Source organism: Emticicia fontis (genome assembly GCF_054779675.1).
The window spans coordinates 1-21,013 of the sequence record NZ_BAAGXU010000012.1; the positions used below are offsets into that span (position 1 = coordinate 1).

At 30.7% G+C, this 21,013-nt stretch carries 17 protein-coding genes and 2 pseudogenes; all 19 read right to left on the bottom strand.

What is annotated here, in order from left to right:
* Nucleotides 1–94: 94 nt before the first annotated feature.
* Nucleotides 95–1,357, bottom strand: coding sequence for a hypothetical protein (locus ACYVFA_RS07425; RefSeq protein ID WP_460471182.1), 1,263 nt, complete (start codon nt 1,355–1,357; stop codon nt 95–97).
* Nucleotides 1,358–1,477: 120 nt separating this feature from the next.
* A pseudogene (locus ACYVFA_RS07430) lies at nt 1,478–2,224 on the bottom strand (IS3 family transposase); the annotation flags it as partial.
* A 135-nt stretch (nt 2,225–2,359) separates the two neighbouring features.
* On the bottom strand, nt 2,360–2,686 hold the full coding sequence (locus tag ACYVFA_RS07435) for a transposase (RefSeq protein WP_460471183.1): 327 nt from the start codon (nt 2,684–2,686) through the stop codon (nt 2,360–2,362).
* A 91-nt stretch (nt 2,687–2,777) separates the two neighbouring features.
* Nucleotides 2,778–3,716, bottom strand: a complete 939-nt coding sequence (locus tag ACYVFA_RS07440; protein WP_460471184.1) for a hypothetical protein — start codon at nt 3,714–3,716, stop codon at nt 2,778–2,780.
* Between the two features lie 3 nt (nt 3,717–3,719).
* Nucleotides 3,720–5,126: an MBOAT family O-acyltransferase gene (locus ACYVFA_RS07445; RefSeq protein ID WP_460471185.1), complete on the bottom strand. Its 1,407-nt coding sequence runs from the start codon at nt 5,124–5,126 to the stop codon at nt 3,720–3,722.
* A 276-nt stretch (nt 5,127–5,402) separates the two neighbouring features.
* Nucleotides 5,403–5,588: pseudogene (locus ACYVFA_RS07450) on the bottom strand (transposase); the annotation flags it as partial.
* A gap of 202 nt (nt 5,589–5,790) precedes the next feature.
* The gene (locus ACYVFA_RS07455) at nt 5,791–6,012 is read right to left on the bottom strand and encodes a hypothetical protein (protein WP_460471186.1); all 222 of its coding nucleotides are present in this window, start codon (nt 6,010–6,012) and stop codon (nt 5,791–5,793) included.
* Nucleotides 6,013–6,014: 2 nt separating this feature from the next.
* A complete protein-coding gene (locus tag ACYVFA_RS07460) occupies nt 6,015–6,449 on the bottom strand; it encodes a helix-turn-helix domain-containing protein (RefSeq protein ID WP_460471187.1) in 435 nt (144 codons plus the stop codon).
* A gap of 365 nt (nt 6,450–6,814) precedes the next feature.
* Complete coding sequence (gene asnB / locus ACYVFA_RS07465; RefSeq protein WP_460471188.1) at nt 6,815–8,710, bottom strand: asparagine synthetase B family protein; 1,896 nt, start codon at nt 8,708–8,710, stop codon at nt 6,815–6,817.
* A gap of 88 nt (nt 8,711–8,798) precedes the next feature.
* Nucleotides 8,799–9,893, bottom strand: a complete 1,095-nt coding sequence (locus tag ACYVFA_RS07470; RefSeq protein ID WP_460471189.1) for a glycosyltransferase family protein — start codon at nt 9,891–9,893, stop codon at nt 8,799–8,801.
* Nucleotides 9,883–10,992: a glycosyltransferase gene (locus tag ACYVFA_RS07475; protein ID WP_460471190.1), complete on the bottom strand. Its 1,110-nt coding sequence runs from the start codon at nt 10,990–10,992 to the stop codon at nt 9,883–9,885. Before ACYVFA_RS07475 ends, ACYVFA_RS07470 begins: the two co-directional genes overlap by 11 nt.
* An 88-nt stretch (nt 10,993–11,080) precedes the next feature.
* Entirely contained in the window at nt 11,081–11,641 is a 561-nt protein-coding gene (locus tag ACYVFA_RS07480; RefSeq protein WP_460471191.1) for a transposase, read from the bottom strand.
* A 286-nt stretch (nt 11,642–11,927) separates the two neighbouring features.
* Nucleotides 11,928–12,314 carry a transposase gene (locus ACYVFA_RS07485; RefSeq protein ID WP_460471192.1) on the bottom strand — a complete coding sequence of 129 codons (387 nt, stop codon included), beginning with the start codon at nt 12,312–12,314 and terminating at the stop codon, nt 11,928–11,930.
* 183 nt (nt 12,315–12,497) lie between these two features.
* On the bottom strand, nt 12,498–13,775 hold the full coding sequence (locus tag ACYVFA_RS07490) for an oligosaccharide flippase family protein (protein WP_460471193.1): 1,278 nt from the start codon (nt 13,773–13,775) through the stop codon (nt 12,498–12,500).
* Between the two features lie 216 nt (nt 13,776–13,991).
* On the bottom strand, nt 13,992–14,966 hold the full coding sequence (locus tag ACYVFA_RS07495; protein WP_460471194.1) for an SDR family oxidoreductase: 975 nt from the start codon (nt 14,964–14,966) through the stop codon (nt 13,992–13,994).
* Nucleotides 14,967–14,968: 2 nt separating this feature from the next.
* Nucleotides 14,969–16,237, bottom strand: a complete 1,269-nt coding sequence (tviB, locus tag ACYVFA_RS07500) for a nucleotide sugar dehydrogenase (RefSeq protein WP_460471195.1) — start codon at nt 16,235–16,237, stop codon at nt 14,969–14,971.
* 10 nt (nt 16,238–16,247) lie between these two features.
* Nucleotides 16,248–17,285 carry a GumC domain-containing protein gene (locus ACYVFA_RS07505; protein WP_460471196.1) on the bottom strand — a complete coding sequence of 346 codons (1,038 nt, stop codon included), beginning with the start codon at nt 17,283–17,285 and terminating at the stop codon, nt 16,248–16,250.
* 171 nt (nt 17,286–17,456) lie between these two features.
* On the bottom strand, nt 17,457–19,802 hold the full coding sequence (locus ACYVFA_RS07510; protein WP_460471197.1) for an SLBB domain-containing protein: 2,346 nt from the start codon (nt 19,800–19,802) through the stop codon (nt 17,457–17,459).
* A gap of 101 nt (nt 19,803–19,903) precedes the next feature.
* The gene (rfbA, locus tag ACYVFA_RS07515) at nt 19,904–20,767 is read right to left on the bottom strand and encodes a sugar nucleotidyltransferase (RefSeq protein ID WP_460471198.1); all 864 of its coding nucleotides are present in this window, start codon (nt 20,765–20,767) and stop codon (nt 19,904–19,906) included.
* Nucleotides 20,768–21,013 lie beyond the last annotated feature (246 nt).

A 21,013-nucleotide genomic window follows, 5' to 3' on the forward strand; every position in this document is an offset into this window, starting at 1 on the left:
AATGCCATAGTGCATATCTTTGGAGCTTTGGCAGCTTATTGTTTTTATGAAACTAAACCTACCGCTTTTATTAAAAAATAATCCCGAACTCACGTTATTTTAATAGGAGTTTTAATATTCGTGTAGTAATCGTAGAAATAATAAAACAAGTAATAAAGAGCATTAGTGTCCTTTTTTGAAGCCCTATTTGTGTAAATAAATCATTTCTATGAATATAAAAGAAAAACTGCGTAAAAAATAATGCAATAAACCCTCTTAAAAAACCTGTTGTTGATCTTAATAGATTAGAAGCCCATACGATTATGATAACGAAAAATATTATAAATACATATAACCCTATCCATCCATAGCCTGTCCATATCGATGCCCATATGTTGCTAGCTATTCCGTATTTTACTCCTGGAAATATCATTTCTTGACTTAAATACTTGCCAAAAGTATTACCAGAGGCTTCAAATCCAATTTCAGGAGAAAAAGGTATCAAAACGCTTAAAATATCAAATATATGATAGCCATCAGTAGTTATATCAGCAGTTAAAACTTTGTTTAGGTTTGCTTGAATTAAAAAAGGCTCAGATTTAGTAAATGCTAACATCCAATACTCAGACTTTTCCGCATTTTTCGAAAGATATTCAAAATTTAGAACTTTTAATAATGGTAAAATCAACTTTATAAAGAAGAAAAAAGTGATAGATACTATAAATAAAATGAATTTTAATGCATGCTTTTTTATTATTTTTATTAAAGTTTTATTTTTAGTCATGTCACTCAGTAAAATAGTAGTGACAGTAATGAAAATAAATGCAGCATTAGATCTATGACCAATAACTAAGTGTATACAAAACATAAGTATTGAAAGACTAATAAATATCTTAGATTTGTCATGCCAAGCTGATAATAGACAAAAACTTGCAGAGTATATCCAAAGAAGATTCCATCGGTCTCCAGCCATAAGTTCTAGAACCTCTTTTTTATTATAAGTACCAAAACTGAAAACTATATTCCCGAATTTTAGATACATTATTATAAAAGCTATTAGACTTATAAAAAAAGAAGTATATGTAAATAATATTGGTTTTTTTATATCAAATTTTCTGTCCGATTTTTCTGAAAAATCGTATAAAACCATACCTATAAATATTGTAATTTCTACTAATATAAAAACTAAGATTGTTTTATCAGATATTGGTGTGTCTAGCTTGGTATATGCATAAGGGTTCATAACCTTTCCTACAAGACCTGGTGTAAAATAGACAACAGCTGATAAGAACGAAATTGAAAAAAAATCGAATTGTCTTTTTTTTATAAGAATATAAATAATTCCTAAAAGACTTAATATTATAAAAATTAATTGCATATTCAGCGAAAATAATTAATTATGCGAATAATGGGTAGAAACTATATGTTTAAGTGGTTGCCTATTCAATTGACGTGGTTCCTTTATGCTTTACACTTTTTGCGAGTTTTAGAATAATTTTCAACTTGCCTTTTTGTAGTAATTTTCCATAAAACTTTGTGGACTTTGATAGTTGAGAGAGGAATGCAACCGCATTTGATTGTAATACCCTTCAATGTATTCAAACAAAATTCCACGTAATTCCTTGATACTTGCATAACCACCTTTGGGCATATCTAACTCAGCTTTTAATCTACTCCAAAATGACTCAGCCGTAGCGTTGTCATAAGGGTCATCGGCTCTACTCATGCTTTGTCTTAACTCAAAGATAGTCACAATGTTCTTGATATTATCTGACAAATATTGCCCCCCACGGTCGGAATGAATTATCATGTTTTTGGGAGCATTCCTTTTCAATAAAGCGTTTTCTAACGGGACTCTGACCATCTCTTCACGCATATTATCTGCCAAGCTCCAACCAACAATTTCTCGGCTGTATAAGTCTTGCCAAGAAGATAAATATGCCCACTTGTCACCTTTCATGGGCATATAGGTAATATCTGACACCCATACTTGATTCGGTGACGTTGGCTTTGATTTATCCAATAAAAGGTTCTCACAAACTCGTTTACCATGTTTACTATCGGTCGTTCTGGGTATGAATGACCTGGGCTGGATCGCTTTTAAGCCTTCTTCCTTCATGATTTTTGAAACCGTTCGACGACCTAATTTATACCCTTTTGTTCTCAACACTACTTGTATGCGTCTTGAACCATATCGTTTCATATTTCTAAGAAACTCTAAGCGAATTTCATGTCTGGGACGAGTATATTTTCTCTCTAAATTATAACTCCGCCCAGCTTTGAAATTATAATTACGACGTTCGGCTTACTTCAAAAATCAAACAGAGTAATGCAACTTTGTAGTCCGTACTGAGCATTTTTATCAACTCATAGACGTCTCTTAACTGGACATGCTGAAGAGACCTAAGGCCTTTTTTAGAATGTCTCGTTCATCTTGTAGTCTTGCATTCTCTTTTTTAAGCCGTTCGTTTTCAGCTATTAGCTTTAAACTGTAGCTGCTTTGCTCTTCGGTGGTTTTGGTCTTGACTTTTGTTTTTGCTTTCATCTTCCAAGTGTAAAGAACATTTTGTCCAATACCAAATGTTCTTGAAATTTCACTGGCTTTTTTCCCAGAATTGAGCATCCTGATAATTTCTTCCTTGAAATCAGCCGCATAATATTGTCGACTACTCCTTTTCTTTTTCCATTTTTTGCTTCTTTTAAGCAAAAAAGTGTAACGTTTTATAGCACCACCTCATTTTGCAATTTGACAAAATGCTGCTTGTTTGCTGTTTATCATTTCAACCCTTGATTCACATTTATCTAATTAATAAGCTATCATTTAAATAACTTGAAAATTTATTTGCACCTATTTCGTTAAGATGTCCTCCATCTTTCCAATTCTCTGGGCTTCTTAAATCATTAAAACTTTTAATGTTACTCATATCTATTACTCTTACAAAATTTGCTTTTTGATAAATAGACGATTTAAGGATATTATTATAAAAAGACTCCTCATTATTTAGTTCTTTAAAATTAGGAGGTAAAACTATATATAATTTTATGACATTTTTTTTGCAAATGCTAATAATATTCTTTAATGCCTCTAACCTAATATCTGAAAAACTTTCATATTTTATTTTTTTAAGAGGTAGATTTATAATTTTTGATGTATCTAAAGACCCACCTAAAGGTGAAAATCCATTATCATCTTTAACTTTATTTCGATTAAAAAAATTAAAAATAAGAAAATAGTATTTACTATTAAATTTATAAAAATCGGAATTACTTAAAATTTTTTCTTTCCAACCACTTTGCTCAACATAATCTCTTAAAAATGAACTTTCAGAAAGAAAAGGATAGATAGCACTCATTTCTTTAACACAATTATTTGATTCTATAAATTGTCTCGAATCAAGCTGCAGGATTACAGTTTTAAGATTTATACCTCGCTTCAATATTACTTCTAAAGCTACACTACAATATATAACTCCTCCTGCCCCGTTTATACCTGCGTTAAATCCCTCACCATTAATATTAAATAAACTATCTGGATTTATATGATGTTTTGCGCGAGAAGAACCCAAAATAACAAAATCTATATTTTTCTTTCGTTCTAATAAATAGTTTAAACTCCCCCCTCGTTCACCAGAAATTGTTTTTTTAAAAATAAAATTATTGAAAAGAGCCCCAAAACCCTTATCAATAACAATTAGGATTATTACAATTGTTATCACTTTTAAAAGTATTGCTCTCATAATTTAGAATTGAAAATAGATAAACTGTGCCCCGTTGAAATTTCCTTGCATAAGAGTATATATGATAAAGAATATAGTAATTACATTTAAATATCTCTTTCCATATTTCATTAAGTATATTCTATCAAAACTATATTTTCTGAATAAGAAAAACTCGAAAATAATTAATAGTATAATTCCAGATATTATTGAAAGAAAAATAGACCCATCTAAATGATTAAATTTCCTAAGAGATAAATCTGTGAAAATTTTGCTAATAATGAATGTCGCCTGAGAAAAAGTTATTGCTCGAAAGAATATCCAAGTAAAACATATCGCAATAAAAACATACATTACTCGCATCAATTTTATAATGAAATTTTCAGGATTTTTTAAAGAAATATTTAGCATTTTTTCTAAAGATAGATATATGCCGTTTAGACCTCCCCAGATAACAAAATTCCAAGATGCACCATGCCAGAGACCTCCTATTAGCATTGTAAGCAAAAGATTTCTATATGTATTAATTGCTCCTTTTCTATTTCCCCCAAAAGATATATATATATAGTCTTTTAACCAACTTGACAAAGAAATATGCCATCTTCTCCAAAACTCGGTGACACTCTTAGAAAAGTAGGGTATAGAAAAATTTTCTCTAAATTTAAATCCTAGCATTCGGGCAATCCCAATGGCCATATCGGAATATCCTGAAAAATCACAGTATATTTGAATAGCAAATAAAAAAGTAGCTACTAATAATGTAATTCCTGAATGCTGATAATAATTATCATAAGCAGCATCAACAAATTGACTAACTACATCTGCAACAGCAACTTTCTTAAATAATCCCCAAAAAAAACGACTGAATCCTATTGAAAAATCTGAATATGATATATTATGATTATTGTTACGCAATTGAGGTAAAATATTATCTGCTCTTTCAATAGGACCAGCTACTAGTTGTGGAAACATCATTACAAAGTTAGAGTAATTAAGGAGATTTCTTTCGGCTTTAATATTGCCTCTATATACTTCAATTACATAACTTAAACTTTGAAATACATGGAAAGATAACCCTATTGGAAGTATAATATCCCAGTGTTTAATACTAGTGAAGCCTATGTAATTTAAATTATCTATAAAAAAGTTATAGTATTTAAAAAAAAATAAGACAATACATGTATTAACGATTCCTATAACAAGATGCTTCTTTCTCCCAGCCTTATTTTTGCTGTCCTCAATATGAATTGCAGCATAGTAATCTATAAAAATTGTAATAAATAGAATAATTACATATACTGGTATAAACCACATATAAAAGATACAACTAGATATAAGAAGGACTAATCCTCTGGTAACTCCATATGAAAAGTAAAAAAGAAAAAATACGATAGAAAAAAAAATCAAGAAATCAATAGAGTTAAAAATCATAAAATCGAACGTGTTTAGTATTATATTTTTGTTTGAATTTTGGGTAGAAATTGGATAGGGAATGAAATTAAAGCTAAAACTGTCCAATTTGCAACCTTTGTCTCAAATCTAACTAATAATCCTTTAAAACTATATACCCGAGCGTTTGCCTGTTTTAACAGTACGTTTACTATAAAATTCTTTATCAAAGTATAAATATACATCAATTTCTAATTCACTTTTTGTACTCCTAAAACTTGTATCAATATTTTCTTCTAAGTACGAGCAAAGAATTAATTAACAATATTTTGAGAATCTAATTTTCAGTTTGGAACCTACCTGATTTAAACAAGAGACAATCGCATACCGAAGGTTATCGAAAGAAGTATCGTCAACAGGTTTCAGCCAACCAGCCTTCAATTCTTTCCATAATCTTTCTATAATGTTTAAATGTGACGAATAAGGAGGCAGATAAAAAAGATAAAGTCCTCTTTTTTGCCAAAACGTTAAACGTTATTTGACTTTTTGAGCAATGTGAATACGAGCATTGTCCAATACAACGACTGTATGTTTTTGGATTTTAAAAGAAAAATCTTCCATAAAATCGACTATAAAGTCAGCATTAATGCTGTTTATAGTTGTTTTATAGAACAAGGTATTGGTTCTTGAAAGTATTCCAAAGCAGTTAATCGGTTCGCCGCCGCAGCTGTTGTCCACGATTAGCCCTTATGGAGATATTTTCATCTTTTGCCTGCCATCCATAAGGCACATATCCTAATTCACTAATACCTGTTTCATCACCATAAAATAGTTCAATGTTGCTTAACTGACTTTGTTGTTCTAAAAGCTTAAGTTGTCCTTTTTTAATACTCAACAATTCAGCATCTGGTTGACCTTTGGGTCGCAATCTTATACGTTTATATCGCCAGCCAAGGTTTTTAAAAAATTCCTTAATGTTTTGATATTGAACATCTTGTTAAGTTCTTTTTCGAATATCTCTTTGGCATTTGTTAATTTTTGTCGCTCACTGATGACAACATTCTTAATAAGTTGAGCTTCATTTTCAGAGTCGAAAATTGGTTTACGTTCTTGGCCTTCTTTATTACGAAGTATCTCTATTCCAAGTGCTAAATAATGCTTTTTATAAGGTTTTATCCATTTATTGACTTGATTCTGACTCTTGATTCCAACAATATCGCAGATGTCTGAAGTCTTACGATTAGCTGATTTAAGTAAAATAATTTGACAACGTTGTCGTAAAATATGATTAGTACTTTGTTTGTAAAAATGCTCTAATTCTGCTTTTTGCTCAACTATTAGTTCTATTGTTAAAACTCTTCCCATATGTTTACATTTTGGGGAAAGTTAACTAATATTATTAAATAATTTATTCCTTATACTTATTTCTTTTTATTTATAATCAGACGAAACTCTTTCTTATAAATCCAGAATTAGCATTTAAAAAGCAATACATTTACATTTATAATCGTATGTTTAAATATTGGGCATAGTTCTAAGCCTAAATAAGCTCACATAAATTATGATGGTTGATGTCTTTATTTATCTTAATTCGGAAATCTTCTATTTATTCTAAAAAAACTCAGTATATAAATAAATTGATCTTAAACTAGGTGATTCTTATCAATAACGTTATTATGTGTAGTATAATTTTCATAAATACTACACAACCCATTTATCATCCAAATAATTTATTTTAGCCAATGTTTATACCACTGATTTAATATATATATATACCAGATAAATGATGGTTTTTGATATTTACCTATTGCGTAATTCTTAATAATTGCAGTAATGGCTGATTGATTTAAAGAAAATAATTCAAAAAAATCTTTATCGTTTGTTAGGTCTAACAATTCTTTCATCAATAGAGTTGAAATCCACTTATCTAAAGGTATGGCAAAGCCTTGTTTAGGCCTATCAATTAATTCTTTCGGAAGATACTTATAGAGTATTTGGCGTAATATCCATTTCCCCTTCCCATCTCTCAATTTTAAATGGTTTGGTATCCCTAAAGCAAATTCTATTATCTTATGATCTAAAAACGGCTCTCTTCCTTCTAAAGCAATTTGCATGGTTGCTCTGTCTATTTTTGTAAGAATATCTCCTTCTAAATATGATTCAATATCAACAATGCCAAAAGACGAATAGGAGCGTTGATTAAATAATGCAATATCTTTATTAAAGATAGGTTCAACTAATGGATGGATTTCCTTTAACTCTTTAGGAGTCATATATGAGGTGGAATTATACAGAAAATCAATTTCATTTTTTGCTTTTAACGTTTCAATCAGTCTCGGTAATTTAATATTTAAGTTATTAGAAAAACCATTCCCTATAAGATTAGCTGTTCTTTCAATTTGCTTCATGGTTAATTTATCTAATAGATTTCCTCCAGCATATCTTATGGGATAAGGTATAGATGTAATTTTTTTGTAATGATTTTGAGTGCGTAGGTATCTACTGTAGCCAGTAAATATTTCGTCACCTCCATCTGCAGATAATGAAACAGTGACATACTTACGTGCAAGTTGAGAAACTAAAAAAGTTGGAATTCCTGAACTATCCCCAAATGGCTCATCATACATATCTGATAGTTGGGGAATTATATCAATAAAATCTTTTTCTTTACAATATAACTCAGTATGGTTTGTTCCTAGTGTTTTGGCAACATTTTTAGCATGAACGGCCTCATTAAACCTTTTATCTTCAAAACCAATAGTAAAGGTATTTAATGGTACTTGTGATTCTTTTTGAAGAAGTGTAGTAACTAAAGATGAATCTATGCCTCCGCTTAAAAATACCCCGACAGGTACATCGGCAACCATTCTCAATTGAAAACTTTCTGTTAATACATCTTCACATTGGTTAATGATATCAGTCTCAGAATCAGTATTTAGTTTAGTATTATTATATTTCTCTCTAACGTCCCAATATTTCCAGGTTTTTATGTTGAAATCTTTATCAACTTCTAGAAACGCTCCTGGTTCTAGTTTGTGTGCATAGGTAAAAATGCTAAATGGAGCTTTAATATATCCGGTTTGTAAATAAAGAGAGACTGCTCTCTGATCAATAGTTTTATCAAAATCCGGATGTTTATGAAAGGCCTTTATCTCAGAAGCAAACATAAATAAACCATCTTTATAATACCAATATAATGGTTTAACACCAACCCTATCTCTACATAGTAAAAGCTTTTCTGTTTTTTGATTCCAGATTGCGAAGGAAAACATACCTCTAAATTTATTCACGCAATCATATCCCCAGCATTCAAAAGATTTTAGTATTACTTCAGTATCTGATTTTGATTGGAACTCATAACCTTCTTTTTGAAGCTCTAACATTACTTCTTGGTAATTGTAAATTTCTCCATTAAATACAATTACTAAATCTTTATAGAACATTGGCTGATGACCAGCTTCGGTTAAATCAATAATTGCTAGTCTTCTATGACCTAAACCTATTCCACTTGATTGATTACAGAATACTCCAGCGTCATCAGGTCCTCCATAGGAGAGTTCATCTCTCATTTTTACGATGAGATTTTCAGATACTTTTTTATTTAGAACTCCAATGATTCTGCACATAACTTTATATATTTTTCTTGAAATTTAGGCCACTAATATAAGTCTTGAGAATATATGTCTTGTTTTATATAGAATAAGAACTTAAGTCTTAAGTAAGCGCTCTATAAACTGTTATATATGAATTCACCATTTGATTGATATCATAGTTTTGAGAATGGATATAACACTTTTGAGCAATCTCATTATAATAATTCTTATCGTTGATTAACTCTATTATATGGTTAGCTAGCTCTTTTGAATTTCCTTTTTCGAATAACAACCCTACACCTTGAACTACTTCTCGTAATCCTGGTACGTTTGAGGCAATAAAAGGTTTTCCAACCGCCATCCCTTCAATACTAGATAAAGATAAACCTTCATGCACAGATGATAGAATAACAATATCACTTGTTTTGAGTAATCTAGGGACATCCATTCTGAGACCCAAAAATTTTACCCTTTCTCCTATATTTAAGGAGTTTACTAAGTTAATACAATATTCTTTTAAATATCCATCACCAACTAAAATTAATTTAACATTCTCTGGCAATTCAACCATTGCTCTTATGAGAGTTTCATGATCTTTTTCTTTCCTAAAACTAGATACTTGAATTAGTATTTTATCAGATTCATTAAAGAAATCTGTTTTAGGGTATGAATTCGAATTAAAAAATAAAATAGTATCAATGCCATTTTTAATCATCTGAAAATTTTCTGATGAAGAACTATTTAAATGCTTTTTTAAGTTTAAATCAACTTCTTCAGCTATTGTAATTATCTTATTATAGATACTATAAATTATTTTATCAGTAAATTTGAAAAAAGTTGAAGTTCGTCTTTTATTAGAGGTACTATGTTCAGTATAAATAATCTTAGTGGTAGAGAAACTGAAAAATTTTGCTAAAGCCACCCAATAGAGTGCTGGAAATAGATGTACATGAATTATATTATATCTTTTTAAGTAAGGAATTAGCTTAAAAATTAATAATGGGTTATAAACACTCTTGTTTGTCAAGCAAAATAAGTTGGTAGAAGAGTTATTCTTTATTTTTTGTGAAAATGGAGTTTCTTTACTGCTAATAGTTAATACATCAACTTCTATATTATTTTTTATATATACATCTAGGCTATCAACTAAAAGTTTTTCTGCTCCTCCAGTTGAAAGACTAGTTATTACTTGTAGTACTTTCAATTTATTCTGCATTTTTATTCAGTTGTTTGATAAGCCAATTATTAAAGTTAAAATTTTCTAAAACTGTTGGATTTTGTTTTGATAGTTGTTGGCATTCTATAATACCATTTTCTAAAGACTTAACACTATTCTTTTCTACTACTAATCCATTTTTATAATCAAAAATGATATTATTAAAACTCACGCAGTTTGTTGCTAACACGACAGTGCCAAGTGACAAAGCCTCTAATACAACATTGGGGAAGCCCTCTTTTCTTGAAGATAAAATAAATAGGTTTGCATCTTTTAAGAACGGATAGGGATTAGATTTAAATCCATGCAAAATTACACGATTTTCTAGGTTTAAACTTATAATTAAGTCAGTTAAAAATTGCTTATAGCCTTTATTACTCCCTTCCTCGCCAAGTATATGTAACTTTAATGTTGGAATTTGTTTTACCACATTTGGCAATGCTTTTATTAATAAATCGAAACCTTTTGCTGGGCCAAGTGTTCCTACACTAACAACATTATAATCAGATTCTACGAAATTAGACCTTTCCTGTATTGATAATTGATGGATTTGGCTTTGATTCACTAAATTCGGTATAACAGCTATTTTACTCTCCTTTATATTAAGAATATTTACAAGTTCTTCTTTCATTTGTTCTGATTGTGATATTACAACATCAGCAAATTTATAAGTATAATAACTTAGCTTTGATACGATTTTAGACTTTATATTTTGGGCTAATTTATTGCTTGGTAAAGTAGGTACTCTAGTGATTGATATGAATTTCTTGCTAAAAACTTTTTTAAAAAGTACAATAAACGTACTTAAATGCTCTGAAGTAGTGAATACAATATCTACACGTTCTTTACTGAGAATTTTGTAAATATTAAAAATTGCATGTTTAACACTTTTTTTTTTGAGATATATAATATCTAGATTTTTAGGTAATAACTGACCATAATTGTTCTCTCCCCCGCATATAATTAAGCTAGCATTATAAAAATTCAGATCAATCGAATTTAATATATTGATAGTATTTTTTTCTGCCCCCCCTCCTTTTAAAGTTGGCAAAATGAAAAATATTCTTGGAGATTTACTTTTGAAAATTTTATTTTTCATAACTCATTAAAAAGTAAATTTAGCAGTATCGATAAAGATAAATTAATTAAACTGTTTCAAATGCAATTAATTGGACACTATAATTGATTTAATAATTTTGTAAATTTTCTTTGAGAATGGGATTTTTCATGTCAACATTCTTATGGATTAGATATTTATAAGGGCTTTTAAATCCTAATCCTCCATGAATTCTGTTAAAATTATAAAACTCTCTGAAACGGTTCATAATGTCTCTTGCATTTTCTAAATTTTCAAATTCCATTCTCTGACAAACAGCACTTTCCAGTATTGAATGATACGACTCAATATGTGCATTTTGCTTTGGAGTTGCGGGCAGAGTAAACTCTTGAACCACCCCTTTAGTTCTCATGTATTGCTGAACTATATCAGCCTCAAATTGGCTACCATTGTCATTCCTTACAATAAAATATTCAGGCATTTGATAATTCTGAAAGATTTCCTCAAATAGATCAATTACATCGTTGGCTTTAATAGACCAGTTGATAAAATGTCCCATATTCCATCTGCTATAAATATCTAACATCTTCAACACCTGTACATTAGCTCTTTTGCCACTCACATACATATATTTAACATCAAATTCCAGAAACAAAAACTCAGTTAAAGGATTAGGTACCAAATCTTTCACCCAATTTCGTTTGCCTCTGATTCTTCCTGCTCGTTGATACTTTAATAGATCATTAGCTTATAAACACTACAAGAACCAATTTGATAGCCTAATTCCTGAATAAGATAGATGTAGGTTTTATAATATCGAATCGTCGAACCGTCCATAATCTACAAATTCCCCTGAAAGCAGTGTTTCAATCTCTTGCTTTATTGCTTGCAAAGAATGTCTACTTCCAGAAGAATTTACTATAAAAGAACTTGCTATTTTGCCTGGTTTGATTCCCTTAGAAATATAGTAGTAGGTACTACGAGCCAAACCCGCCAGCTTTAACAGACAACTTAATGGAAAACCTGTTTCCTGAAAATCCTCTACCACCATCATTTTCTCTATTTTCGTTGCTGGCTTTTTTTAATAAAGAATCCTTTACACGAATGGCTAAGTCTTTTTCAGCCACTATTGCTTTTAAGTCCCGATTCTCCCTGCGAAGTTGCTGAAGTTCTCTTTCAAGTGAGGTCTTGGCGCCTTTTTTAAAACCTTCTGGGCCTTGTTCTGAATAAACCTTCTCCCAATTAAGGATGCTTACCGTACTTACTTCAAACTTTCGTGAAGTCTTCGTAAGTCCATACGTCTTCTTGTAATCCAGAATCTCCATTTTCTTCTCCGGAGTCCATTTCTTCCGATGTTTTGTCATAGTACACAAAGTTAAGTAGTTAACTTATTTTTGTGTCCAATTTTTAATTACGCTACTACCAAACCTATTATAGTAAAGTATATGCTAGTGAATATAAAGACTCCAATGAATATTTGTAATTCTTCCAAAGTGTGTTCTAGGAGTTGTTTCGGAGTAGGATTTTTTAATGAAATAGCTAATGATTTAATTATTTAAAGTGGAAATCTCTTTGTTTAAAAAATGTCTACAAGTAAAGAATCCAATCATAAATACAGCTACTTGTGTAAATAGATAATTATAGCCAAAATAATCAAAACTAAGATATTTCGAAATGATGATTATTAAAGTTAAACTTATACTAAGATATATAGCTGTCAATATTGCAATTACATATTTTCTATTTAATAGTATGAATAATTGATTATAATATCCACCAAAAGGAGAGAATATTATAGCAAAACACATTATTTTAATTTTAGAGACTGCATCTTCCTGATTCTCACTTAGCAGAAATGATACAACTAGTTTAGAAGATATGAAAACTATTATAGCAGTTAAAAAACCAATAAATAATAGTAGTTTTTCAAATCGTTTAAAAGCATTAAAAAATACAAATTTGTCTTGTTTAAAAGTTTTTGATAAAATCGGAAAATTAGCAATATTAAAAACATTTATTATTGAGATAAAAGCCAGTACTATTTTTTCAGATATACTATATATTCCTAACTCTTTTTTAGTGTAAAAAAAACCCAATGTCAATACAGATAAAGAAGAATAGGTCGTAGATATTAAAATGGGTAAAAATAGCCACATCCCATGTTTTAAATAATACAGATAAGATAAAAAACTAGGAATAATTAATTTAATATACCTATTATAAATAGCAAATAAGAGAATGACTAATGTTGAAATTACATTTGTAATTGTTAAAAAATCATTAGCTAAGATGAAATCTTTTTTTTCCTTAATAAAAAGAACTATGAGTAAAAAATATAAAAGTTTGGTGAAAAATAATATAACAGCAATTATCTTAGTTTTACTCTTTATAATAAATACCCAATTAATATTTATTATATAGGTAAAGGACAAAATTATTGTAGATATGAATAAATGTTTCTCAATATCTGTAAAAATAATTATAAATATTCCAAATATTAATGTGCCAGCTAAGAAGAAAACAATTCGAAGAAATAATGTTGTAGAAAAATCACTGTTTATTTTAATATCTTTATTATTAACATTTCTAAAAATTAATATTGATTCAAAACCAAAATCAATTATTGTTTTGAGATATAATCCAATTGTCTGAATAAATGCTATTTTTCCAAAATTTTCAAGCCCTACTTTTTGAATCAGGATTGGTGTAACTAAAATTGGGAATAATAAATTTATACCATTGATGGTAGACAATCCCAAGAAATTATTGATAATTGTTCGATTTCTACTTACTAACTTGTTAATAAATTTGATCGCCCTAAACATATAAAATTCTAAATTTCTTCATTTACTTTTTAATTTGAGATATATTCCTTACAATAATATTTCTTAAGAAATATCTTTTAAAAAATTAAAGTCTTGCTTGTTCGGAGGTCTAAAAGAATAATTCTACTTACATAAAAGCCATTATTTTAGTGCAATTTCTAACAACTATTATTATTCAAATAGTAATTTTTAGAAATTACACTAATAAATTATAAATCAAAATAATTTAAACGTCCTCTCTATCCCATCTCTAACTGATACCTTTGGATCATAGCCAAGCAAAGTTCTTGATTTACTAATATCTGCTAAGCTATGCTTAATATCTCCTGATCGCGTTTCACGGTATATAGGTTTAATATCTGACTCGTTTATGCTATTGATAGTCTCCCACAATTGATTTAATGTAATACGTTCTCCGCAAGCTACATTATATACTTGATTGATATTATTAGGTTCTTCTGTCAGTAAAGACAAAATATTTGCCTGTACAGCATTTTCAACGAATGTAAAGTCTCTTGAAGTTTCACCATCACCATTAATAAAGGGTGGATTATTCTCTTTTGCAGATTGTATAAACAAAGGTATAACCGCGGCATAAGGTCCTGTTGGACTTTGTTTTGGTCCAAATATGTTAAAATACCTTAACCCGATTGTCTGGATGTTATATAAATTCGCAAAAATATTGGCGTATAGTTCATTTACCAGTTTTGTTATCGCATAGGGTGACAAAGGAGCACCTATGCGATCTTCTCTTTTAGGCAATTCTTTACTATCACCGTAAGTGGAACTTGAAGCAGCATATACAAATCTCTTGGCTTTATTATCTCGCGCAGCAACTAACATATTTAGAAAGCCCGTAATATTTACCTCATTAGTTGTAATAGGATCTTGAATAGAACGAGGAACAGACCCTAAGGCTGCCTGATGTGTTATATAATCAATATCCTTGCAAGCAGCTTGACAAGTGCTTAAATCTCTAATATCTCCTTCTAATATCTCTAACGCTGGATTATCTACAAAGTCTTTTAGATTTTCTCTACTACCGGTAGCAAAATTATCAAGTACTCGTACTTTTTTTGCTTTAAATTTAAGTAAGTACTCAACAATATTAGACCCAATAAAACCTGCCCCTCCTGTTACCAGAAAAGATTTGTCTTCTAAGCTTGTATGGTGATATTTTATTTCGTACATTATTACAATCTATAAGTTGAAATCTCTTCTGGATAAAATGCTTTGATGTCAAATATAATTCCTTTGAATTGATTTAATTGACTAAGCATCGATTCTTCTTTAAATTCATTATGAGATACGGCTAGCACAATTCCATCAAAATCATTAATGTCAACTGAAGACGTTAATTCTATTCCATATTCGTGCTTAACCTCTTCGTGGTCGGCCCAAGGATCATATATGCTCAGATTTACTTCGTAATCTTTTAATTCATTGATAATATCAATTACTTTAGAATTGCGAATGTCAGGGCAATTTTCTTTAAAAGTAATACCTAGTATAAGAACTTTAGATTTATTTACAGATTTTCCGTTCTTAATTAAAAGCTTTACAGTTCTGCTTGCTATATGTTTACCCATATTATCATTGATTCTTCTTCCTGATAATATAACCTGTGGGTGATAGCCAAGTGATTCTGACTTATGTGTCAAATAGTATGGATCTACACCAATGCAATGCCCACCAACAAGACCTGGTCTAAAGTTTAAAAAGTTCCATTTAGTACCGGCAGCTTCCAATACAGAAGCCGTATCAATATTCATTTCATTGAATATTAAGGCTAATTCATTAACAAAAGCAATATTAATGTCTCTTTGACAATTCTCAATTACTTTTGCCGCTTCTGCAACCTTTAATGATTGAGCTTTAAAAGTGCCAGCTTCAATAATAGAATTATAAAGGCTGTCAACAAAGTCAGCAGTTTCTGCAGTACTTCCTGAAGTTACTTTTCTGATTTTAGTCAAAGTGTGATGTTTATCACCTGGATTAATTCTTTCTGGAGAATATCCACAGAAGAAATCCTGATTGAATTTTAATCCACTTTCTTTCTCCAAGATAGGTACACAATCTTCTTCTGTACAACCTGGATATACAGTCGACTCATATATTACAATATCACCCTTTTTCAAAACTGTTCCTACTGTTTTAGTAGCTGAAAGTAATGGCTTTAAATCCGGCTTTTTGAAATTATCGATAGGAGTAGGAACCGTAACAATATAAATATTACTATTTCTAATATCTTCTATATTTGAAGAAAATGATAAATGAACTGATTCTGCAAATTGTGATTTTTCAACCTCTCGAGTACGATCATGACCTTTTTTTAGCTCATCCATACGTTGTTGGTTGATATCAAACCCTACAGTTGAATATTTTTTTCCGAATTCAATTGCTAGTGGCAATCCAACATATCCTAGACCAATTACGGTAATTTGTACATTATTTAAGTTCATTATAAATCAATTAAATAAATATTACTTGTTTGAAATTTTTGTTTTTTATTAAAGTTGCAATGATGGCAATAAGTCCGCCTAAAAATATATAAGAAATCAAGATTAATGCTCTTTTAGGTTCTGTCTTTTCTGCTGGAGTGGTTGGAGGCTCCAATACTTGAAAAACAGGTGTTTCTTGCTGCAATCTGATTTTCGCTTCCTCGTATTTTTTTAGTAATTCATTATAAAAAGTAGAATTAGTACGATAATCAGCCTCAATACGCTCGCGTTGAATATCAGCAGATTGTAACCTGATAGTTGGCAATTGAAACTGGTCACTATATTTTGCTTTCTGAGTCTGGCTGGAATAATATTTCCCTTTGGCTGCTTGTACCTTTGCTTCTAAGAAATCTACATCTTTCTTCTGTTTGTCTGTTCTGTACTTGGTAATATAGTCGGTTAGGTATTGCATTGAGAAATGAGCAACTTTAGCCGCAACAACAGGATCTGGCATTTTTACAGAAATACTGATAATACCACTTTTTATATCTATACTAGCGTCAATAAGTTTTTCTAGTTTTTCTATTCTTCTTTCACTCAATCGATTCAGAACTAAGAAACCATCTTCTTTAACTGGGTATTTACGAAGATTTTTTTCAGTAATTTCTTTCCCGTCTTCAATATACTGATGATAATAATCTTGAAATTTTAAAGTTTTATTATCCTTGGTCTTTATGTCTTGTTGAAAAAGTGCCAAAAAAAATGGAGTACTTTTTAATATATAAGGATAGATATCCGGACGAATGGCATCTGAACCATCCATATTATTAACATCTATACCTGCTAAAGAAGCAAGGCCAGCTAAATTATCAAGTTTGCCAGTTTTGGATTGTATTTCTGGTAATATCTTCCCCTCTGAAACAAATTGCTCTTTTGCCAAAAAAGCATGTAAAAGACCAAATCCCATGAAAAGAATTACTATCAATAAAAAGAAAATTTTTTCTTTCCAAAGAATCTGAACTAGGGCTGTATAACTAATCGTAATATTTTCTTTTTCGGGTTCTTTCATTTCTACACTTTATAAATAAAATCGCTACTTCGTAAAAGTAAAAAATATAATATCAATTATATAAAATACAAAAGAGTGACTTTTATATTTTATTCTAAATCTGACCTAGTTTAATCTTCTGGCTGATCTAAGTGATGTGAAGTTTTAAAAAACAATTCTTCAGCTAAACATTTATAGAAGCCTGATAAGCGTCAATAATACTGCAGATAGAGAAACAAAGCCTGTCCCAATGGCTATTCTTTCAGCTGGTGACATACGCATTCTGTTTCTGGTAGGAACATAGATAGCCATACCTTGTTGCACCTTCGGATATACCTTTATTCCAAAAAAACTGCGTGTTCTATCTGTACTGCCATTTGCATATTGAACATAGGTTTTCTTTACAAACGCGCTATCTGTAAATCCACCGGCTTGAGCAATGTAATCTCCAAAAGAAAAACTCGGCTGATACGCAACTCTTGTAGGGTTTAGTACCTGACCACCAACTGAAACTGTCTGTCTTTCTTTAGGTATTTCTACTCTATCTCCACTTTCAAGTAATAGATTAGACGCCGTTTTTTTATTTTTTAAAGCTTTATCAAAATCTACAAATATGAGTTTATCATTTCTATACAATCGGGCACCGTTAATATAAGCCTCTGAACGAAGCCCACCAGCTCTATCAATAAGATCACTTAGTCTTTCGCTTTTACTCTCAATAGTGTATGCTCCTGGATAGTTTACCTCACCTTGAATACTAACCGTTTGTTGTACTTCATAATTTGGAAGATTACGAACAAATATCCTATCAAAAGGCATTAATTTAATACCTCCCTCAGCCGGGTTTAAATCTTTTGATATATTAATTGGAATAATTATTACAGGCTTTTCATTGGAATCATCATTGTATTGTCTTCGGGCGACTTCAATTCTTTTAGAAGCTGCTCCATCATTGAAACCACCGGCTAATAGAATAACATCTCTTATTGACATATTTTCAGCATAAGCATAGCTGCCTGGATTATTAACAGCTCCTTCAATATTAACTTTTCTCTCTTGTCTGATTTCTACTATTGATTTTATCAATAATTGATCTTGCCTCTTTAACTCGATATCAGGAATTTCGCCTTTTAGCAATTTTCCTAAATCAATGGGCATATACATTGGGTCAAGGTTATCTTGCTCTCTTACTAAAATCGCCCTGTTTGCATAGGCATCTTCTCTTAACCCTTCTGCACTTTCGATTAATTGCTTAACTGTTTTAATTTTATCTCCTAAAGCAAACTCACCTGGTCTGAATACCGCTCCAAGTACTTCTACTTTATTTTCAAAACGATCCAATATAGTACCAATATAAAATTGATCTCCATTTTGTGTTATGAATTCAGCGTTTGTCAGAGGGTCAAAAGTGAATAATTTCTTCTCTGTTTTTGTATTTCTTTTTACATTAATAGTAGAAGTATAGGCTTGTTCTGTATAGCCTCCGGCATAGTTCAATAGCGCTTTAAAATTATCACCCTCGTTTAATTCAAATATGCCACTTCTTTTTACTTCTCCTTCTATTTTTACTTTCTTCTGAAAAAGTGGAACTAATATTACATCCTGATCAAAAAGATTTATGTTATCCTCAAGTGTTCCTTTCAGAAGAAAATCATAAACATCTATTTTTTTGATTAAGGTATTATTACGGAAAATCTGAATATTACGGAACGAACCATTGTTGTTTGGCCCTCCTGATAAATAGAGTGCATTAAAAGCAGATGCTAAAGAAGAAACTGTATAGGTACCAGGGTTATTGACTTCACCAACTATGGTAACTTTTATACTTCTGACGTTACCAAGTGTAATGTCAGCATTTAATGTTCCATTTCTCAAGCCTGCAAAAAGAGTTTTCAATCGCTCAATAATTTTTGTTTTTGCCTGCTCAATAGTATTCCCATTTACATAAATAGGGGCAAGGTTCTCAATTTTTATAGTACCCTCTGGTGAAACCTTAGTATCATAATGTTGATAAGCATAGCCAGTGATATCTATTTTAAGTTCATCGTCAGGGCCTAAAATATATCCTTTGGGCGTTGGGAGCCTAAGATTAGGTTCAAAAGTAAGACTTTTGTTATTGAACAACTGACTACCAAATGTCTCTAGTTTTTTGCCAACTTCTTGTTTATCAGATACAGCTACCGAAGTTCTTTCAGCTACTTCACCAATCTGTTCACGTGTAACGTTATCTGGTTTAGCTGTATTTGTTCCAGTACCTGGGGCGTTAGTTTTTACCTCTGTAGTTCCGGTTTTTAAACGATTAATTCTTTCCCTTACCTTCGCAATATCCTGTGGAGAATATCCATTCACCAAAGCAGCCGCTTCAATTTGAGCTTCACTAAGCCCTCTTGACTCAGCTTCCTTTAGAAAAGCCTCAATTTGCTTATCAGTCAGGTTATCAACATTAGCGGGGGGAGTTGGCGTTTGTGAATAAGCTACTTCAAATACACTGAATACTAATAGAAATAGAACTTTATAGAAAACTTTAGAGTAGGTCATGACTTAATTTTAAAAACACACTTTATGAACAAACACTGCAAATCTAGTTAAATACGATGAAAGAGGCAAATCATAAATGCTAGGCATCCAGGAATAGTATACTATTCTAAATTAAGGTTTAATAAATACTGACCATAACCACTTTTTACTAATGGCTCAGCAATTTTTCTTAATTGTGGGGCATCAATAAAGCCCATTCTATAAGCCACTTCTTCAATACATCCTATTTTAAGCCCTTGGCGTTCTTCAATAACCTGTACAAACTGAGCTGCCTGCATCAATGAAGCGAAAGTACCTGTATCTAACCAGGCTGTACCTCTATTCATGATTCCTACACTTAATTTGCCATTTTCAAGATATTGTCGGTTAATATCGGTTATTTCTAATTCACCACGAGGAGAAGGCTTAATGTTTTTGGCAATTTCTACTACATCATTATCATAGAAATATAAGCCCGGAACGGCAAAGTTAGATTTAGGTTTTGAAGGTTTCTCTTCAATTGATATGACTTTCTTATTTTCATCAAATTCAACTACGCCATATCTTTCAGGATCATGAACCTGATAAGCAAATACAGTACCGCCATCAGGGTTTGTACTACTCTGAAGTAGTTTACTTAATCCGCTACCATAAAAAATATTATCTCCTAAAACTAATGCTACGCTATCCTTTCCAATAAAATCTGCACCTATAATAAAAGCTTGAGCTAAACCATCCGGACTAGGTTGTTCGGCATAACTGAACTGACATCCTATTCTACTACCATCACCTAATAATTTTTTGAAATGCGGTAAATCATGAGGGGTAGAGATAATTAAAATTTCTCTGATACCTGCTAACATCAGGATAGACAGTGGATAATAAATCATAGGTTTATCATACACAGGCATTAATTGTTTGCTAACTGCAAGGGTGAGTGGGTGCAGACGTGTACCAGAGCCTCCAGCAAGAATAATTCCTTTCATTAGATTAAATAGAAAAACGAAGTAAAAGATATTTTAACCGCTAATATGAAAAAATCGACCTAAGTCTAAGAGTTTGCGACTAAACTACACTCTTCACGTAAAAAGCATTTCAATAAAAATCGTGGTTTTTTTATGCAAGTTATATCATTTAATGTGAATGTTAATACAAATATGGAGAAAATTTACAAAATCTTTATCTATCGGCAAATTGTATTATTCTAATAACCGAAAAATAAAGAAAAAGGA